The 18,416-nt window shown below is 71.8% G+C and carries 19 protein-coding genes; 3 read left to right on the top strand and 16 right to left on the bottom strand.

Going from position 1 to position 18,416, the window contains the following annotated elements; translation table 11 throughout:
* Window positions 1-54 precede the first annotated feature (54 nt).
* The 11 genes from ACY34K_RS05630 to ACY34K_RS05580 form a co-directional block, all read right to left on the bottom strand.
* Window positions 55-351 carry an antibiotic biosynthesis monooxygenase family protein gene (locus tag ACY34K_RS05630; protein WP_462744336.1) on the bottom strand — a complete coding sequence of 99 codons (297 nt, stop codon included), beginning with the start codon at window positions 349-351 and terminating at the stop codon, window positions 55-57.
* Complete coding sequence (locus ACY34K_RS05625; protein WP_462744334.1) at window positions 348-1,184, bottom strand: NmrA family NAD(P)-binding protein; 837 nt, start codon at window positions 1,182-1,184, stop codon at window positions 348-350. The genes ACY34K_RS05630 and ACY34K_RS05625 overlap by 4 nt, the downstream gene beginning before the upstream one ends.
* Window positions 1,181-2,134, bottom strand: a complete 954-nt coding sequence (locus ACY34K_RS05620) for an NADP-dependent oxidoreductase (protein ID WP_462744332.1) — start codon at window positions 2,132-2,134, stop codon at window positions 1,181-1,183. The genes ACY34K_RS05625 and ACY34K_RS05620 overlap by 4 nt, the downstream gene beginning before the upstream one ends.
* Complete coding sequence (locus ACY34K_RS05615) at window positions 2,131-2,643, bottom strand: cupin domain-containing protein (RefSeq protein WP_462744330.1); 513 nt, start codon at window positions 2,641-2,643, stop codon at window positions 2,131-2,133. The genes ACY34K_RS05620 and ACY34K_RS05615 overlap by 4 nt, the downstream gene beginning before the upstream one ends.
* A gap of 16 nt (window positions 2,644-2,659) precedes the next feature.
* A complete protein-coding gene (mdlC, locus tag ACY34K_RS05610; protein WP_462744328.1) occupies window positions 2,660-4,309 on the bottom strand; it encodes a benzoylformate decarboxylase in 1,650 nt (549 codons plus the stop codon).
* A 63-nt stretch (window positions 4,310-4,372) separates the two neighbouring features.
* A complete protein-coding gene (locus ACY34K_RS05605) occupies window positions 4,373-5,590 on the bottom strand; it encodes an MFS transporter (protein ID WP_462744326.1) in 1,218 nt (405 codons plus the stop codon).
* A 305-nt stretch (window positions 5,591-5,895) separates the two neighbouring features.
* Window positions 5,896-6,204, bottom strand: coding sequence for a muconolactone Delta-isomerase (locus ACY34K_RS05600; protein WP_462744324.1), 309 nt, complete (start codon window positions 6,202-6,204; stop codon window positions 5,896-5,898).
* 45 nt (window positions 6,205-6,249) lie between these two features.
* A complete protein-coding gene (locus tag ACY34K_RS05595; RefSeq protein ID WP_462744322.1) occupies window positions 6,250-7,284 on the bottom strand; it encodes an ankyrin repeat domain-containing protein in 1,035 nt (344 codons plus the stop codon).
* The gene (locus ACY34K_RS05590; RefSeq protein WP_462744320.1) at window positions 7,284-7,730 is read right to left on the bottom strand and encodes a nuclear transport factor 2 family protein; all 447 of its coding nucleotides are present in this window, start codon (window positions 7,728-7,730) and stop codon (window positions 7,284-7,286) included. Before ACY34K_RS05590 ends, ACY34K_RS05595 begins: the two co-directional genes overlap by 1 nt.
* A 140-nt stretch (window positions 7,731-7,870) precedes the next feature.
* Complete coding sequence (locus ACY34K_RS05585) at window positions 7,871-8,338, bottom strand: nuclear transport factor 2 family protein (RefSeq protein ID WP_462744318.1); 468 nt, start codon at window positions 8,336-8,338, stop codon at window positions 7,871-7,873.
* Window positions 8,335-9,543, bottom strand: coding sequence for a low temperature requirement protein A (locus tag ACY34K_RS05580; protein WP_462744316.1), 1,209 nt, complete (start codon window positions 9,541-9,543; stop codon window positions 8,335-8,337). Before ACY34K_RS05580 ends, ACY34K_RS05585 begins: the two co-directional genes overlap by 4 nt.
* Before the next feature lie 366 nt (window positions 9,544-9,909).
* Between ACY34K_RS05580 and ACY34K_RS05575 the strand changes: the two genes are divergently transcribed.
* A complete protein-coding gene (locus ACY34K_RS05575; RefSeq protein WP_462744314.1) occupies window positions 9,910-10,911 on the top strand; it encodes an SMP-30/gluconolactonase/LRE family protein in 1,002 nt (333 codons plus the stop codon).
* Window positions 10,912-11,045: 134 nt separating this feature from the next.
* Here the strand turns inward: ACY34K_RS05575 and ACY34K_RS05570 are convergent, their stop codons facing one another.
* The 5 genes from ACY34K_RS05570 to glgA form a co-directional block, all read right to left on the bottom strand.
* Window positions 11,046-12,317 carry an MFS transporter gene (locus tag ACY34K_RS05570; protein WP_462744312.1) on the bottom strand — a complete coding sequence of 424 codons (1,272 nt, stop codon included), beginning with the start codon at window positions 12,315-12,317 and terminating at the stop codon, window positions 11,046-11,048.
* A 38-nt stretch (window positions 12,318-12,355) separates the two neighbouring features.
* Complete coding sequence (locus tag ACY34K_RS05565) at window positions 12,356-12,862, bottom strand: nuclear transport factor 2 family protein (protein WP_462744310.1); 507 nt, start codon at window positions 12,860-12,862, stop codon at window positions 12,356-12,358.
* A gap of 34 nt (window positions 12,863-12,896) precedes the next feature.
* A complete protein-coding gene (locus ACY34K_RS05560; RefSeq protein WP_462744308.1) occupies window positions 12,897-13,382 on the bottom strand; it encodes a nuclear transport factor 2 family protein in 486 nt (161 codons plus the stop codon).
* Window positions 13,383-13,416: 34 nt separating this feature from the next.
* Window positions 13,417-14,124, bottom strand: coding sequence for an SDR family oxidoreductase (locus ACY34K_RS05555; RefSeq protein WP_462744306.1), 708 nt, complete (start codon window positions 14,122-14,124; stop codon window positions 13,417-13,419).
* Window positions 14,125-14,235: 111 nt separating this feature from the next.
* Window positions 14,236-15,471, bottom strand: coding sequence for a glycogen synthase (gene glgA / locus ACY34K_RS05550; RefSeq protein ID WP_462744305.1), 1,236 nt, complete (start codon window positions 15,469-15,471; stop codon window positions 14,236-14,238).
* A gap of 218 nt (window positions 15,472-15,689) precedes the next feature.
* Between glgA and ACY34K_RS05545 the strand changes: the two genes are divergently transcribed.
* Both ACY34K_RS05545 and ACY34K_RS05540 read left to right on the top strand, forming a co-directional pair.
* Window positions 15,690-16,979, top strand: a complete 1,290-nt coding sequence (locus ACY34K_RS05545) for a DUF1266 domain-containing protein (RefSeq protein WP_462744303.1) — start codon at window positions 15,690-15,692, stop codon at window positions 16,977-16,979.
* Between the two features lie 136 nt (window positions 16,980-17,115).
* Window positions 17,116-18,411: an MFS transporter gene (locus tag ACY34K_RS05540; RefSeq protein ID WP_462744301.1), complete on the top strand. Its 1,296-nt coding sequence runs from the start codon at window positions 17,116-17,118 to the stop codon at window positions 18,409-18,411.
* The last annotated feature ends 5 nt before the right edge of the window (window positions 18,412-18,416 follow it).

The raw sequence follows: 18,416 nt of genomic DNA, 5'->3' as shown, positions 1-18,416 counted from the left end.
TTCAAAGACGAAGGGCGCCCGGGCAGGCCGGGCGCCCTCGGAGTCGTACGGGTGTCAGCGGGCGACCTGGGCGTAACGGCCCGACTGGACGGTGGTCTTGTCGATGGCGGCGAGGAACTCCTGGGTCTCGTCGGCCGTGAAGAAGCCCTTCATGGTGGCGTCGGCGTCCTCCGGCGTGGCCCAGTGCACGATGACCAGGTATTCGCCGTCGTCGCTGCGGGAGACCTCGCGGGACACGAAGCCGGGGCGCTTGGCCATGTAGTCGCTCTCGACCTTGCGGTCGAGGCCGTCGAAGGCCTCCGCGTCGGTGCCGGCGACCAGCTTGAACCTGACGGTCTCTATGGTGCTCACGGGGTCCTCCTGAAAGCGTCGGCGTGGGCGTGGGCCCACTGGGCGAAGGTGCGGGGGTCGCGGCCGAGGAGTTCGCGCACGGTGGGGCGGACCTTCGAGTCGTCGAGGGTGCCCGTGTCCTCCGCGTAGTAGCGGAAGAAGGCGTCGATGTACTCGGGGGGCGTGTTGCCCTCCATCTCCTTGCGGGCTTCCTCGTCGGTCAGGCCCTCGAAGCGCAGGGGGCGTCCGAGGACTTCGCCGAGGATCCGGACCCGGTCGGCCGGCAGCAGCGGTTCGGGGCCGCTGAGGGCGTGGGCCCGGCCGGTGTGGTCCGGGTCGAGCAGGACGCGGGCCGCGACGGCCGCGATGTCGTACGGGTCGATCATGGCGATCGGCTTGGTCGGGAAGGGGGCACGGACGAGATCGCCGGCCGCCAGCTGGTCCTGCCACTGGAAGGTGTTGGACATGAAGCCGCTGGGGCGCAGGATCGTCCACGGCAGGCCGGAGGCCCGTACCGCCTCCTCGGAGCGGATCATGAAGCGGGAGATCGCGTTGTCCAGGTCGCCGTCGGGGGCGGCGACGGTCGAGAGCAGCACGACGTGCTCGACTCCCGCGGCCCCGAACTCGGCGAGGAGACCCGGCATGTCCGCGTAGCCGGGCAGCAGGAAGACCGCCCGGACGCCCTGCAGCGCGGGGCGCAGGGACGCGGGTTCGTTGAGGTCCCCGACGGCGGTCTCGGCGGGTGCGTCCCGCGTGGGCCTGCGGACCAGAGCCCTCACGGGGCGGCCCGCGGCGGCCAGCAGGGCGGTCAGTTCGGCGCCGACGTGGCCGGTCGCTCCGGTCACCAGGATCATGACGTGGCCTCCAGGTCGAGGACGAGCCGGCCCCGGACGTGGCCCTCCTCGCCGAGGGCGTGGGCGTCCTTCACCTCGTCGAGGCGGAAGACCCGCTGGATCTCGGGGCGGAGGCGCCCCTCGGCCAGCAGCGGGGCGACCTTGTCCAGCACGGCGCCGTCGGGGTGCACATAGGTGAAGCCGGCGCGCACGCCGTGGTCCTCGGCCGTCTGCCGGTGGTCGGGACCCTCGCCCTTGAGCGTGACGACGATCCCGCCGGGCCGTACGACGTCGAGCAGCCGGAAGAACTCGGCCCCGCCCATCGGGTCCACCGCCAGGTCGACGTCCTTGACCTCCTGCTGGAGGGGGACCGTGCGGTAGTCGACGACCCGGCTCGCGCCCAGGCCGCGGACGAACGCGTGATTGGCGGGGGACGCGGTGCCGATGACCTCCGCGCCCGCGTCGACGGCCAGCTGGACCGCGATGTGGCCCACGCCGCCCGCCGCACCCGAGACCAGCACCCGCTGGCCGGCCCGCAGGCCGCCGTGCTCGAAGAGCGTCTGCCAGGCGGTGAGCGCGACCATCGGGACGGACGCCGCGACCAGGTGGTCGACGCCCTCCGGCTTGGCCGTCAGTTCGGTCTCGGAGGCGACGGCGTACTCGGCGTAGCCTCCCGCCAGGGCCGGGAAGCGCGGCATGCCGAACACGGCGTCGCCCTCGGCGAACCGCCGGGCTCCCGGGCCGGTGGCGACCACCGTGCCCGAGATGTCCCAGCCCAGAACGGCGGGGAAGGCGGCGACGCCGACGCCGTGCCCGGCCCGGGTCGCCCAGTCGATGGCGTTGACGCCGGCCGCGTGGACACGGACCAGCACCTCGCCCTCGCCGGGCTCCGGGACGGGCAGCTCACGGACTCGGAGCGTCTCCGGGCCGCCGAAGGCGTCGATCACCGCCGCGCGCATGGTGCCCGTCACGGCGCCAGGCGCAGGTCGTGCTTGGGCGCGAACTCGACGATCTGCCGCTTCTGTTCGTCGGTGAGTGGGACGGGAGCCTCGCCGGCCCGGGCCTCCTGACCGATCTCCATGAAGAACTTCTCCAGGTAGGCCGGGGTGAACATGAACAGCATGCGGCTGGTGTGCAGGCCGACGTTGCGGAAGCGGTGGCGGGTGCCGCGCGGCACGAAGACGAAGTCGCCGTCGTGGGCCACGAAGGTCTTCTCGCCGTTGAGGAACTCGATGTCGCCGTTGAGGATGTAGAAGGCCTCGTCCGCGTGGGGGTGGATGTGCGGCGGCGGGCCGCCGCCGGGCGGCACGGACGCCTCGGCGAAGGTGAGCGAGCCGTTCGTGTTCTCGCGGGTCGCCTTGAAGGTGTAGACGGCGTCGCCGAACCAGTAGGTCGGGCCGGTGCCCGCCGGGTGGTGGACGACGTCGCCCTCGGGGTGGGGGTTGGTGGCCCCCGTCTCGGGCTGCGCGGTGGTGGTCATCTGGGTCTCCCGGGGGTCAGAGTCGGAACAGGCCGGGGTCGGCGACGACGACGTCGAGGAGGACGGGGCCGTCGGCGCTCAGCGACTCGCGGAGGGCCTGCTGGAGGCCTTCCGGCGTCTCGATGCGCTCGCCGCGGACACCGAAGCCGCGGGCCAGCTGGGCCATGTCGACGCCGCTGAGGTCGTACCCCTTCTCCCAGGACTTCTGGTCCTGGAGGTAGTACTTCAGGGAGAGGTAGCCGGCGTTGTCGGGGATGACGAAGGTGACCGGCAGGTTGTGCTGGGCCGCGGTCCACAGCGAGTGCAGGGTGTACTGGGCCGAGCCCTCGCCGACGACCACGACGGCGCGGCGGTCGGGGCGGGCCAGTGCGTAGCCGACGGCGCCGGCGAAGGGGAAGCCGAGCGCGCCGCTGGCGGTGGCGAAGTAGCCGTTGTCGGCGCCGAGCGGGATCTGCTCGTGGAAGTCGGCGCGGGCGATGGGGAGCTCCTCGAACAGGACAGCGTTGTCCGGGAGTTCCTTGGAGAGCAGGTGGAAGAGGTACGCCTGGGTGAGCGGTGTGGACGCCTCGGGCACGGCCACGGGCTCGCGGACGGGGGCGAGCTCGGCGCGCTCGCGCCGATCGACGAGCGGGACCAGGCCTTTGACGACGGCGCCGGGCTGGGCGATGAAGCTGCGGTTGGCGAGCGTCGCCGCGGCGGCCTGCGGGTCGTCGGTGACGTGCAGGAACTCGATGTCGTCGGTGAGCGTGGGCCGGGGGCTCTTGTCCAGGTCGGCCGGCGCGGTGGAGAACAGGTCCCAGGCGGTGAAGAGGGTGAACGCCGGGCCGCCGAACACCACGACGACGTCGTGCTGGGCGGAGAGCCGCTCGTTGATCAGCTCGGGGATGGGCGGCAGGACGCCGGCGAAGAGCGGGTGGTCCTCGGGGAACGCGCCGCGGTTCCACACCGGGGCGCCCCACACGCGGGCGTTGAGCTTCTCGGCGAGCTCGATCAGCGCGCCGCGGGCGCCCTGGGCGTCGACCGGGCCGCCGGCGATGATGCCGGGACGCTGGGCGCCGTTGAGGGCGGCGGCGATGGCGTCCAGCGCGGCCGGGGACGGCACGGTGGCGTTCTCGACGACGGGGATGCGCACCGGCGTCGGGTCCGCGGGGCGGATGTAGTCGTCCTCGGGGACGGCCACGAACACCGGGCCCTGCGGGGCCTGCTTGGCGATCTGGTACGCCTGGGCGATCATCGCCGGGACGTCCTGCGGGCGGGCGGGCTCGCCGGCCCACTTGATGTACGGCTTGGCCAGCTGGGTGGAGTCCTTGGCGATCAGGAACGGCTCGCCGAGAAGCATCTTGCGGGCCTGCTGGCCGCCGAGGATGACCATGGGGGTCTTGGCGGAGGCGGCGGTGTAGACGCTGCCCATGGCGTTGGCGAGGCCGGGACCGCCGTTGATGATCACCAGCGCGGGTTCGCCGGTGGCCTGGGCGTAGCCGTCCGCCATACCGACGACGGACGCCTCCTGCAGGCCCATGACGAACCTGAACTCGTTCTCGGGCCAGGCCTCGAAGAGCTTCATCTCGGTGTGGCTGGGGTTGCTGAAGATGGTCGTCAGACCCAGCCGGCGCAGTACGTCCAGCGTTGCGTCGCGTACGGTCCGGAGGCCGGTTGCGTCGGTCACGGTCATTCTCCTGATCGGGGGGGGAAGACGGGTGGTACGAGGGGTGTGGGGGGCGGGCCCGGCTCAGTTGGCCGGGGCCACGGCGGGGCCGCTGTCGGCGGGCCGCGTGTCGGCGGCCGGCGCCGCCGCGGGCAGGGTGAGCCTGCCGCTGGCCCAGGTGAGGGGCAGGGCGACGGCACAGACGATCAGCGCGACGAGCGGTGTCCTGCCGACGTCGTACGCGGCGACCGCCCAGCCGCCGATGGCGGCACCGGCGGCGATGCCGGCGTTGACGGCGGAGGCCCCGAGGGTGGCGGCGAGGTCGCCGCCGGGGCCGGCGAGGGAGATCACCCGCAGCTGGAGGGACGGCACGATGCCGAAGCCGACCAGGCCCCAGCCGGCGAGCGCGATGCCCGCGAGCAGCGCGTTGGAGCCGAGCAGGTAGAGCCCGCCGAGGGCGAGGACGAGGACCACGTTGCCGACCAGCAGGGTGGCGTTCGCGTTCCGGTCGGCGAACTTTCCGCCGGCGAAGGTGCCGATGGCACTGGCGAGGCCGAAGATCAGCAGGAAGGCGCTGACGCCGCCGCCGGAGATGCCGGTGACGTCCTCCAGGAAGGGCGCGAGGTAGGTGAAGGCGGTGAACTGTCCGCCGAGCAGGAGCAGGCCCACGGCGAGCATCGCGAGGACGCGGGGTGCGAAGGCGTGCCGGGCCTGGGCGCCGAGCCCGCCGGATCCGCTGCCGGCGACGGACGGCACGAGGGCGAGGGTGGCGACCAGGGCGAGGGCGCCGAGGATGACGATGCCGACGAACGCGGCGCGCCAGCCGATCGACTGGCCGACGAGGGTGCCGAGGGGCACGCCGATGACGGTGGAGACGGCGATGCCGCCGAAGACCATGGAGACGGCCTGGCCCCGGCGTTCGGCCGGGACGAGCCCGGCGGCGACCGCGGAGGCCACACCGATGAACAGGCCGTGGATGGCGCCGGTCACCACGCGGGCGGCGAGGAGCAGGCCGAAGGCCGAGGCGACGACGGCGACGAGGTTGCCGGCGATGAAGACGGCGAGAGCGAGCCACAGCAGGGTCCGCCGGGGCAGCTTGATGGTCGCGGCGGTGACGACGGGGCCGCCGAGGGAGATACCGAGCGCGTAGGCGGTGACCAGGAGCCCCGCCGTGCCGACGGAGACGTCCAGGTCGCCCGCGATGAGGTTGAGTACGCCGACGATGACGAGTTCGGCGGTGCCGATGACGAACGCGCCCAGGCCGAGCGCGGCCAGCGCGTAGGTGCTTCGGGTCTCGCTCATGGGCGAGCCCCTCCTTCGGTTCGGTGATGGGGTGGCTGGGTGGGGGCTCCCGGCGTCCGGCCGCACAGGGGGGTGTACGGCCGGACGCCGCGGTGGGGGCCCGGCGGGGACCGGGGGTCGGGGTCGGGCGGTCGGGCGAGTGGGGCGAGGGGGCTCGCGGGCGCCGTGAGGGAGGGTGCGCGAAGTTCGCGGGGTACGGGCGAATCGAGCGGGGGTACCTCCCACGCCCGCGGGGCGGAGGGGAAGGTCGACCGTCGACGCACGCGACCGGCGCCCGGAGCCGAACCGGGCCCCTTGTAAGGGGGTTACACCTTGTAGCGCTGCTTGACGTCCTCCGCGAAGCCGAGGTAGTCGCGCAGCGGCCAGACCTGCTCGAACTCCAGGTACTCGCGCATCGGGAGGCGGCCGAGGGCCGTGCGGTCCAGTTCCTCGGCGTCGGGCGAGTCGATGATCGCGATGACGCGCTTCTGGGCGGCGACCTTCCAGATGCCGACGCAGAAGCCGGAGTCCACCGTCTCCTGGGCGTGGATGGCCTCTTCCTGCTCCAGCTCCCACAGTTCGTCGAGGGAGATCCGGCCCTCGTGCTTCCACTTCATCTGGACGTAGAACAGCATGGGGTCAACTCCAGTTCGTGTGCGGGTGGTCGGCGCGCGCGCGGCTCAGCGCGCGGCCTTCTCCCGGATCAGAGCGGTGAGCGCGTGGTCCGCGCCGAAGACCTCGACCGCGAGGTCGAGCGGGGTCTTGCCGTCGTGGCCGACCAGGTCGAGCCGGGCGCCGGCGCCGACGAGGATGCGGACGCACTCCTCGTAGCCGTGCCACAGGGCGTCGTGCAGGGGGGTGTAGCCGTTGGTGGCGCCCTGGAAGTCCAGGTCGATGCCGGGCCGGCGGACCAGCTCGGCGGTGATGTCGGCGTGGCCGTTGTAGACCGCCTTGTGCAGCGGTACGGCGCCGAAGGTGGGTTCCACGGCGTTGACGTCGGCGCCCGCCGCGAGCAGCAGCCTGACGATCTCCCCGTGGCCGTCGCGGGCGGCGACGAGCAGCGGGGTGTGCCAGTCGTTGAAGCCGTTCAGGAACGGGAAGCGCTCGTCGACCTCGGCGCCGCCGTCCAGGAGCTTGCGGGCGCGTTCGGTGTCGCCCTCGGCGACCGCGGCCATGAGTTCCTGGCGGGCCACGGCGTCCTCGTCGCTCTTGCGGCGGGCGTTGAGGTGCTCCTCCGCCTTGAGCAGCTGGTCCTTGCCGAAGGTGTTGACGTTCAGCTCGTATTCGAAGTGCTGCTCCAGCGAGAAGCCGTAGTGCGTGTAGACCTTCAGTCCGGCGCCCTGGGCGAGCAGGTACGCGGCGATGTCCGGGTACTTGAACCAGAGCGCGTCCATCAGGGGCGTGTGCCCGGTGGTCGGCGCAACGGCGTCGACGAACGCCCCGGCCTCGACCAGCGCGCGGACGACGTCGAGGCTGCCGCCCATGCAGGCCTTGTGCAGCGCGGTCGCGCCGGCCCGGCTGTCGCCGGTGTGGATGTCGGCCCCGGCCCCGATGAGGGCCCGGACGGTGGGCGCGTCGGCCTGGCCTGCAGCGATCATCAGGACGCTGAGGCCGGTCGCCTCCTCGCGTGTGGAGGGGTCGGCGCCGACGGCCAGCAGGCCCGCCACGTTGGAGGCGTCGCGGTCGCGGACCGCGGCGATCAGGTCGGCGCTCATCAGGCGTTCACCTGGCCGGACGTGTCCCCGCGCAGGGCCCGGACGATCGTGGAGGGGTCGGTGTACGACTTCCAGCGGACGATCTTCCCGTCGCGGACGGTGAGCCACTGGATGAATTCGATCTCGAATTCTATTCCGGTGCTGCGGACCACCGAGAGTTCATGAATGACGCCGGCCGCGTTCTCGCCGTCGACGGCGAGGTTGACGAGTTTCTCGAACTTGACGTCACAGGCCCCGGTGAAGACCTGGAGGCTGGCGAGGACGGCGTCGCGGCCGCGCAGCGCGCCGATCCACTTCATGTCGTCGTTGTAGCCGGGGACGGGCGTGTAGTTGTACCACTCGACGTCGTCGGCGAGCAGGGCGAGGCAGGTCTCGAAATCGCCGCCGGTGAGTGCGTCGAACCAGCGCTGGGCGACCGCTCGGGTCTCTGCTGTGAGGTCACTCATTTGTACTCCTCGTGAGGGCATTCGGGACGCGGAATGAGCCCGAGGGAATCTCATGGAATTGTCGTCCGGGGGCCCGTCCGATACCTACAAGAGCAAATCGACTTCCTGAGGTGACCGCGTCCGGATGTTTTTCGGGGAGGTCAGGATCCGGTGGAGCGCGCCTGGTCGGTGCCGGTGAGCAGTTCGCGGTTCCCGTCCGTCCAGGAGCGGGTCATCACGATTCCGTTGAGGAGCCAGCGGCCTTCGGTGCGGACGAGGTCGAAGCGGTAGCGGCCGCCGATGGTCCACAGCGGGCCGCCGTGTTCGTTGGGCTGCCGGTGCACCGCCTGGAACATCGCGGTGCACACCGCGGTGTCGCCCTCCACGTCGACCAGGAAGTTGCTGATCAGGTGTTGCGTGGAGGCGAGGTTGCCGAGGAGGGAGGACCAGGCGGTGACCAGGTCCTTGCGGCTCATGGTGGTGGGCTCGCCGCCGTTGAGGCTCGTGTAGTCCACCCGGATCTCGTCGGTGAACATCCCCTCGACCGCGTCCCATTCGCCCTGGTCGGTGTACCAGGCCATCCGGGTGCAGGCCTCGATCACGTCAAGTCGGTCCGCCGCGGAACTCATGGGCCGACCACCTCCCTTGTGTGTGTGGGTGCGTAACAGGTGTGGCCCAGCCGCTTGGTCCACCGGTGCTCGATGAGCAGCGCGCAGACGATGAGCAGTCCGAGCGAGACGACCTCGCCGACGGCTGCGGCGAAGTAGCCGATGGGCACGGTGCCGAAGGCGAGTGCGGCGGCGGCGAAGTGGAAGCGCTGGGGCCCGATCTTGAGAATGCCGTGGAACCAGGCGATGCCGGCGAGGTAGAGCGCGACGCCGCCGGCGAGTGCGAGGGACGGTGCGAGCGGGAGGCCCTCGAAGGGGTGCACGATCGTCTTCTTCACCGCGGCCGCGATCAGGATCAGTCCCAGGAGCATCGGCACGTGCGCGTAGAAGAATGCGGAGAGCGCCATCCGGGACCGGGTGGTGGAGTCCTGTCGCTCCAGGGCCACTTCGGCGCGGCGGGCCTTCTCCGACTCATTGAAGTACACCCACCACAGGCAGGCCGGGATGATGAAGATCAGGACGGCGGTGGTGACCACGGACAGCCCGGCCGGGGCTCCGTCGGTGCCGATGCCCAGCGCCAGGAACGAGTCGCCCAGGGCGATGATCATCAGCAGTCCGTGGCGCTCCACGAAGTGGCCGGGCTTCAGGTCGAACCCGGAGACGCCGGTGATGAGGGGGGCGAGCACTTCCAGCAGTACGGCGCCGCCCCAGCACAGGTACATCGGTACGCCGTCGAGGAATCCGGCCAGGATGATCAGCAGGGCCCCGGCGACGTGGAACGGCGCGATGCGCAGCATGTTCCGGGCGGCCTTGGGGCCGCTGAAGGCGAACAGGGCGGCGTGGACGCTGACGATCAGCAGGTAGCCGACGCCGAAGGCGACGCCGTCGCCGGTGAAGGCGTTGGGTGTGGTGAGCCCGACGACCAGGAACGAGGCCATGCCCAGGAGCAGCAGCAGACGCTGGTGCTTGCCGTGCGGCGGCACGTGGTTGGTGAGCCATGCGTACCCGCCGTACATCCACCACAGCAGCCAGAAGACCAGCAGGATCTGCAGGGCCCCTTGCGGGTTCATGCGGTCGCTGAACACGCGAGCGAGCTGGGTGAAGTTGAAGACGAACGCGAGGTCGAAGAAGAGCTCGAGCGTGGTCACCCGCGCTTTGTCCAGCGCGAGCGGATCGCCTACTTCCGGAACGTCTTCCGTACGGGTGCCGGACGATGCGGGGGACATGGCGCGAAGGTAACGGCGGCCCCGGTGACCGGGTCAAAGAATCCGGCTCGACATCATGAAGTCGGGGCGCGGGGATGGCGGGGCGGGTGCCGCGCCGGAGTACCCGGATCATTCCCAACCAATGCCCAAGCCAGGTTAAGGGAAGGGCAAAATCCGTATTTGACATGAGAAAGTCTGCATGTCGTCGGAGGGCCGAATCGGGGCCATTTTTCCGCGCACACTTTCGGCCCCACCTCAGCTTTTCGGCCATCGGCGTCCCGGGCCGGGGGGCATTCACGGCCGTTCGCGGTGTGCCGACCGAAACATATGGTCTCTCGCTACCTGGGCGGGTTGTCCCTACCGCCCCTCACGAGAAGAGAGACACACGTGGAACGTATTCGTCCCGTCCGTTCCCTCGCGGCCGTGGGGTTGTCCCTCGCCGCGCTGCTCTCCCTGCCGGCGCTGACCGGCAAGGCCGTCGCCGACGAGGACGGCGCCGCCCAGTACCACTCCGGCACGGCCTTCACGCTGCCGGGGCCGCGCGTCTTCCCCGAGGGCATCGCGGCCGACGACCGGACCGGCGACTTCTACGTCGGCTCGTACGCGACCGGAGCGGTCTACAAGCGGGCGGCCGGCAAGCCCGCCGCCGAGGTGTTCCTCCCCGAGGGCACGGACGGCCGCACCGCCGCGGCGGGACTGAAGGTCGACAGGTCGAACCGGCTGTGGGTCATCGACCCGAAGGGGGTCATGGTCTACGACCTCGCGACCCGCAAGCGCCTCGCCCACTTCGTGTCCGGGACCCCGGACGCCTCGCTCCTCAACGACCTCGACATCGCGCCCGACGGCTCGGCGTACGTGACCGACTCCTGGCGCGCCGTCGTCTACCGCGTCACCCCGGCCCAGCTCAAGGCCGCGATCGACGGGGGAGGCGGCGGCGGGAACCTGACCGTCGCCCACAACCTCGTCGGGGTCATACCCCCGCAGCCCGAGAAGACCGTCACCCTCAACGGCATCGAGGCCGATTCCACCGGCAGCTATCTGCTGACGGTCGACTCGGCCGGCGGCGGGCTCTACCGCATCGACCTGAAGACCGGGGAGATGCGCAAGGTCACCGCCACCGTGAGCCTGAAGTACGGCGACGGCCTGCACCTGGAGTCGGGCCGGGTCTGGATCGCGCACTACGGCAACAACAAGATCAGCCGGCTGAGGCTGAGCACGGACGTGACGTCGTTCGTCGTCGAGCGCGAGGCCGTCGACGCGACGCTGCAGATGCCGACCACGCTGGTGCGCCGCTACGGCCACCTCTATGTGGTGCGCTCGCAGTTCGACAAGCTGGCCGGCGGGACGGCCGAGCTCCCGTTCACCATCGCCGACGTGACCGGGATCTGACACCCCACCTGGGGGCGCCAACAGGCGCCCCGGGGGAGAACCGGGCTCAAAACGTCCCCGGACGCCGCGCGGAAAGGGCTGGGGCCCGCCCCGAAGGGCGGGCCCCAGCCTCCACGGAAGCGGCGGTCGACCGGTCAGCCGGCCGTCGTCACGGGGGCGTTGCCGGCGCTCCGGGCGGCGTCCTCGCCGCCCGGGCCGGATGCCACCGGCTTCCCGGCGGCCGCGGGCACCGGCGCCTTCAGGAAGCGCGTGGCCCAGACGGCGGGCAGTGCGACGAGGGCGGTCACCAGGGCGACCAGCGCCACGTCGTCGGTCCCGAAGGAGGCCAGCGCCCACCCGCCGACCGCGGCTCCCCCCGCGACACCCACGTTGACCGCGGAGGCGCCCAGGGTGGAGGCCAGGTCGCCGCCCTCGCCGGCGAGTGAGATGACCCGCAGCTGCAGGGAGGGTGTGACGCCGAAGCCGACGAAGCCCCAGACGGCCAGTGCGAGCCCGACGAGGACGGGGCTCGCCCCGAAGACGTACAGCGCGGCCAGCGCGACGGCCAGCACCGCGTTGCCGACGAAGAGCGTGGCGGAGGCGTTGATATCGGCGAACCGGCCGCCGACGAAGGTCCCGACGGCACTGGCCACACCGAAGACCAGCAGGAAGGCACCGACGGCGCCGCCGCCGATCCCGGTGACCTCCTCCAGGTAGGGGGTGAGGTAGGTGAAGGCGATGAACTGCGAGCCCATCAGCAGCACGACGGCCGCCAGCATGGCCACCACACGAGGGTGGAAGGCGTGCCGGGCCTGCGCCCCGAGCCCGCCCGCACCACTGTTCTCGACCGGAGGCACGACGGCCACGATGGCCACCAGCGCGAGCGCGGCCAGCACGACGACACTGCCGAAGGTGGCCTGCCAGCCCAGGCCCTGCCCGATCAGGGTGCCGAGCGGCACACCGACGACGGTGGACACCGAGATGCCGCCGAAGACCAGACCGACGGCCTGGCCCCGGTGCTCGGGGGCGACGAGGGAGGTCGCGACGGACGACGCCGCACCCAGGTACAGGCCGTGGATGGCGCCGCAGAGCAGCCGGGCGACCATCAGCAGCCCGAACGCGGCGGAGAAGACGGCCACCACGTTGCCGGCGATGAACACGACGAGGGCGAGCCAGAGCAGGGTGCGCCGCGGCAGCCGGATCGTCGCCGCGGTGACGAGCGGGCCGCCGAGGGAGACGCCGAGGGCGTACGCCGTGACCAGCAGGCCGGCTGTGCTGACGGAGATGCCCAGGTCGTCCGCGATCAGGCTGAGCACGCCGACGATGACGAGTTCGGCGGTGCCGATGACGAACGCGCCCAGGCCGAGCGCGGCCAGTGCGAGTCGGTTACGGGTCTGGCCGACCCCGGATCCGGTTGCGGTGCTCATACAAGGGCCCTTCTGCTTCGGCGGGGCGGGGAACGCCCTCACGCGTACTTCAGGTTCAGCTTCGTGATGCGTCCGTCGCGGACGTCGAACTCGTAGTTCGCCTCGAATCCGCCGGAGCCGCCGGGGGCGAAGCGGACGAGGAGCGTGGTGCCGTTCTCCCTGGGGGTGCTTTTGAGGACGGTGAGCGTTCCGCCCATGCCCTCGGACTCGGCCCAGCCCCGGATCTCGTCGTGGCCCTTGAACTCGCGGCCGGTGTCGATGACGGCACCGTCCGTGTGGAACGCCTTGGCCAGCGCGTCGGCGTCCTTGGCCGCCACCGCGTCCACATAGGCCTGGGCGGCGGGGTCCACCTTGCCGGGGTCCGCCGCGGGAGCACCGGCCGTGTCCTGGGTTCCGGGGGTTTGCTGTGCGGCCGGGGCGCCGGTGGTGGGCGCGGCGGCGGTGTCCTTGTCGTCACCGCCGCCGTCGGAGCACGCGGTGGCGCCGGTGAGCAGCGCGGCGGTGAGGGCGAGCGGCGGTATCGCGCGGATCAGATGATTTCTCATGATATTTCTCCCTGGTCGGGCGAGGGGTCGGCGCTCAGGCGTAGCTCATGGAGACCTGGTGGATGAGCCCGTCGCGGAGCTCGAAGCGGTAGCTGGCCCGGAATCCGGCGAGCAGGCCCTCGGGGTCGAAGCGCAGCAGGACCGTCGAGCCGTTGTCACCGGGGGTGTTGCCGAGGACGGTGACGTCGCCGCCGATGACCTCGGCCTCGGCCCAGTCGCGGATGGCGTCGCGGCCGCGGAACTCCCGCCCGGTGTCGCCGACCGTGGCGTCCTTGTGGAAGGCGGCGACCAGGGCGTCCAGGTCGCGGTTGTCGACCGCATCGACGTAGCCGCGCACGGCGGGCTGCAGGGACGTCAGGGCCTTCTGGTCGTGGGTGTCCGGCGTCGAGCGCAGGGCCTCGCTGGTCGCGGCCCGCACATAGGGGCTGGTGAAGGCGGCCGCGACACCGAAGAGGACCACGGCGGCGACCACGACGGCCACCGTCCGGCGCCGCGACGGGCGGCTGAGCGTGAGCTTCATGGGGCTTCTTCCTTCTCTGGGGGTGGTGGCCGGTTCACCACGCGATCGGCCGGCGGTCGCGGAAGAACCCGCCGGTCGGTCCGTCGTCGGGGAGCAGCGCCAGCCAGGTGATCGTGTCCGCGCCCTTCTCGACGCTGGTCGGCGCCCATGAGCCGCCCATGTCGGTGCGGACCCAGCCGGGGCAGACGGCGTTGACCTTGACCGTCGGCGGCACGGCCGCGGACACGACGAGGGTGAGGGCGTTGAGCGCCGCCTTGGTGATGCCGTAGGCCGCCGGGGAGGGGATGTTGTCGGTCATGGCGCCGAGCCCGGAGGAAACGTTCACGACCCGGCCGTGGCCGCGCCGGACCATCCCGGGCACGAACGTGTGACAGGTCCGGAAGGCGCCCATGAGGTTCACGTCGACGGACTGCCGCATCGTCTCCTCGCTGAGCGAGAAGAACGAGTCGGTCGGGTAGACGCCCGCGTTGTTGACGAGGACGTCGATCTCGACGCCGTCCTCGTCCAGCCGTTTCGCGCAGGCACGCACACTGTCGCCGTCGGTGATGTCCAGTTCCTCGACCCGGACCCGAAGGCCGTGGCGGGTCAGCTTCTCGGCCGCCGCCCGGCCGCGCGAGGGGTCGCGCGCGGCCAGGACGACGTCGAGTCCGGCCCGCCCCAGCTGGCGGCAGGTCTCGAGGCCGATGCCCCGGTTGCCGCCGGTGACGAGCGCGGTGCGTGTGGTGTGCGGCGCCTGAGACATGCGTATGACGCTATCGGCGGCCCGTGCGGGCCGGTCAATGAAAAACGGCCGACAACATGAGGTCGCGGGCGCCACCGGCGGAGCGTCACCCGTCCGTGGGACACGCCGTGTTCAGGAGTTCAGCGCCGAGTCGTAGACCGCCTTCACCCGGCGCGCGGCCTCCTCCCAGGCGAACCGCTCCTCGGCGCGTGCGCGGCCGGCGGTGCCCATCGCGGCGGCGAGGCCGGGGTCGGCGATCAGCCGGTTCACGGCCGCCGCGAGGTCCGAGGCGAATCGTTTCTCGTCCAGCGGGGTACCGGTCCCGTCCCGCTCCTGCTCGATCGGCACCAGCAGGCCCGTCTCGCCGTCCGCCACCACCTCGGGGATGCCGCCGGTGGCCGTGGCGACCACCGCCGTCCCGCAGGCCATCGCCTCCAGGTTCACGATGCCCATCGGCTCGTACAGGGAGGGGCAGACGAACACGGTCGCGTGGGTGAGGAGCTGCCGCAGCGACTCCTGGTCGAGCATGCCGTCGATGCGCACGACACCGCCGCGCATCCGTCCGAGCTCGTCGACCAGGGCCGCCGTCTCGGCCGCGATCTCCGGGGTGTCGGGCTGGCCGCAGCAGAGCACCAGCTGGGCCGCCGGGTCGAGTTCGAAGGCGGCGCGCAGCAGCTGCGGGAGGCCTTTCTGCCGTGTCACCCGCCCGACGAAGAGCACGATCGGCCGGGTGGGGTCGACGCCGTACCGCTCGAGGGCGGCCACCCGGTGGTCGGGGCGGTGGACGGCGGTGTCGATGCCGTTGTGCACCACGTGGACCCGGGCGGGGTCGACGTCGGGGTAGACGCGCAGGATGTCCTCACGCATGCCGTGGGAGACGGCGACGACGGCGTCGGCGGCCTCCACGGCGGTGCGCTCGACCAGGGACGACAGGGCGTACCCGCCGCCGAGCTGTTCGGCCTTCCAGGGGCGCAGGGGCTCCAGGCTGTGCATGGTGACGACGTGCGGGACGCCGTGGAGGACTTTGGCGAGGTGGCCGGCCCCGTTGGCGTACCAGGTGTGGCTGTGCACCACGTCCGTACCGGCGCAGTGGGCGGCCATCTCCACGTTGACGCCGAGGGTGCGCAGCGCGGGGTTGGCCCCGTCGGCGAGGTGCGGCTCGCGGTAGGCGGTGACGTCCGGTTCGGCGCGGGGTTCCCCGAAGCAGTGCACGCGCAGGTCGACCAGCCGGCGCAGCCGAGCGGAGAGCTCCTTCACGTGCACCCCGGCGCCGCCGTAGATCTCCGGCGGGAACTCCTTGGTCAGCAGGTCGACGCGTATGGGGGGCGACTCCTGGGGCGGTGGCGGTGCTTGCGTTCGAGAATTCATGGGCACTTCCTGACGTCGGAGAGCTGGTACGCCGCCGGCCCTGGGGTCCCGGGCGGGGCGGGCGCCACGGCGGGACGGAGCCGTGCGCCGGTGGGGCGGGCCCGCGGCGGTGGGGCAGCGGGGCGTCCGTCCGTCCGCCGCGGGCCCCCTGTCGCGGACGGTAGCGAATCGGGGCCCGGCCCCGGAGGTGTCGGCCGACCGCTCGATAGATTTTGATCATGAACGCCGAAGACCTTCCCGCGGCCGCGGGCCACCCCTCGGACGAGGGCCACGACGAGGACCACGACGAGATACTCCCGGCCGTCCCCACGCCCGGGGACGGTGCCTTGTGGCAGGCACCGGCGCTCCTGGAGGAGCGGCTGTACGACCTCTGCCGGCGGGACGAGGGGTACGCCTATCTGCGGCTGGTGGCGACCGAAGGGCTCTACCGCCCGGTGTCGCCGGCCGCCGTCCAGCGGACCGCCGGGGAGGTGCCGCCGCTGCACGCGGCCGCGCTGGAGGACGGCCGGCGGCTGGTGCAGGTGTACACGGCGGGGGTCCTGCCACGGCCGCATCCGGAGGTGGTGTACAAGTTCGTCACGCTCGGGACGCTCGCCGCGATCTGGCCCGACGGCGTGGACATCCTGGTGGTCAACGGGGCGACGCCGTGCGAGCAGTGGTTCCTCGCCGACGAGGAGGAGCGGGAGATCTGGGCCGAACTCCACGAGGACCTGTTCCGGCCGGACGAACTGGGCGGCCGGATCGACACCCGGCGTACCGGGGCGCCCGGGGACGAGGCACTGCTGCGGGGGCTGGCCTGCGGCGCGCACCTCTGTTACGCCAACGGCGACGCCTGGAACACCCTGAACTGGCACGGCGCCGGTTACAGCGGGGAGGTCGAGCGGCTGAGGGACTCCTGGGACGTGTCGGGCGCGGAGGACTGGCGGTCCGTGCAGGAGCGGCTGCTGGAGTGCGAAGTCTCCCCCTGGTACTGGGACTTCGTCCTCGGGGCGCGCGAGTGGCTGGTGCGGGAGCAGGGTCACCCGCGGGTCGATCCCGCCGAGTGGCGGGAGTGTGTCGAGGCGACGCTGCGCGGGCGGGCACGGGCCGCGGGCGGCGGCTCCGCCGATCCGGAACTCGACGGCCTGGTGGCGTATCTGCGCGCGCTGGTCGGCAAGGTGTTGCGGTACGAGGCGCGGTTCCGGGCCGACGGGCTGCTGCCGCCGGACGGCCGGGTGGGCACGGTGGCCGCCTGGGACATCGGCCGGGCCTCGAAGATGGCGCGCTGGGGACGCGGCGCGCGGTACGCCACCGAGGCCGAAATGCACGCCGCGATCGCCCGCGCGGGGCGGGCCGCGCAGGGCGCCTACGCGACGTGGGAGGAGTTCTCCGCCGGGTACGTCCTGGGGCGCTGCCTCCATTTCGACGAGGAGGAGTTCGGGGACTGGTACACCACCGTTCTGGACGCCCACAGGGCGCTCGCGGACGACCCGGAAAGCCCCTGGACAGCCGTTCCTCTGAACAGTTGATCAGATCGCACTCTCGTGCGAGAGTTCGAACGATCTGACTGAACAACCGAACAACGTCGGGGTCTTCATGCGCGAGTCCTTACGTGTGGGGGGCGGCACCGAGCCACAAGCTCACCGCCCTGGCCGCTTCGCAGGGATGGGGGGTTTCTCGGCCATCTGGGCCGGGCAAGTGGTGTCGCTCGTCGGCAACTCGGTGCTGCGGTTCGCCTTCATCATCGAAGCGTGGTCGGCCGGCGAAAGGGCGACCGCCGTCACCACGCTGTCGCTCTGCGCGCTGCTGCCCCAGGTGCTGTTCAGCCCGGTGGCCGGCGCCCTGATCGACCGGGTCGGCAAGCGCAGCGCGCTCCAACTCGCCGACGCGGGCGGGCTGCTGGTCGTGGGACTGCTGACCGCCCTGCACTTCGCGGGCGGAGGACTCCGGCCCTGGCAGATCTATCCCGCCGTCGCCCTGCTCGGAGTGAGCGCCGCGTTCCAGTTCCCCGCCCTGGCGTCGGCCGTGCCGCTGCTCGTACGCAAGGACCAGCTCCAGCGGGCCAACGGGCTGCTGGCGAGCGCCAAGAGCACCGCCGACATCGGCGGCCCGGCCCTGGGCGGTGTGCTGATCGCCCTGTCGGGCATCGGGGTCGTCCTCGTCGCCGACCTGGTCAGTTTCCTCGTCGCGCTCGCCACGATCCGGGCCGTGCGGTTCCGGGGCGGCGAGGCCGCCGGGGAACGCAAGCCCCGCAAGCGCATCCTGCGCGAGGCCACCGAGGGCATGCGGTACCTGTTCGGGCAGCCGGCCCTGCGCGATCTGATCCTGACCTTCTGTGCGGTCAACCTGGTGATGGTGTTCGGGTTCGCCGCCGTGCAGCCCATGGTCCTCGCCAGGACGGGCAACGACGCCGCGGCACTCGCGAGCGTCAACACGGCGATCGGGATCGGCGGGGTCGCGGGCGGGTTGCTCATGGCCGCCTGGGGCGGGCCGCGCAACCGCGGCCGCGCCATGATGACCGGAGTCATCGGCATGTGCCTGTCCGCGCAGGTCGCGATGGCCCTGGCCGGCGGGATCGCCGGCTGGTGCGCGGCGATCCTCGTCGGGGCGCTGCTCATGCCCCTGGTCAACGGGACGATGCAGTCCCTCGTCCAGACCAAGGTCCCGCAGGAGTGGCACGGCCGGGTGTTCGGGGCGGTGATGTTCCTGTCCCAGATCTCGGTGCCGCTGGCCACCGCCGTCTCCGGGCCGCTCGCCGACCATGTCTTCGAGCCGCGGGCGAGCGCCGGGACGGGCGTGTTCGTGCTGCTCGGCCCGGTCCTGGGGGACGGACCCGGCAGCGGCATGGCCGCCATGCTGCTCATCGCCGGCCTGTGCGGAATCGCCGTGGCGCTGTGGGGCCTCGCCCGGCGCTCGGTGCGTGACATCGACGCAACGCTTCCCGATCTGAAGGGGGAATGAAAGGG

Source organism: Streptomyces sp. STAM6 (assembly GCF_054963715.1).
The sequence above is the reverse complement of the archived record's forward strand: the minus strand, read 5'-3'. Positions and strand labels throughout refer to the sequence as shown.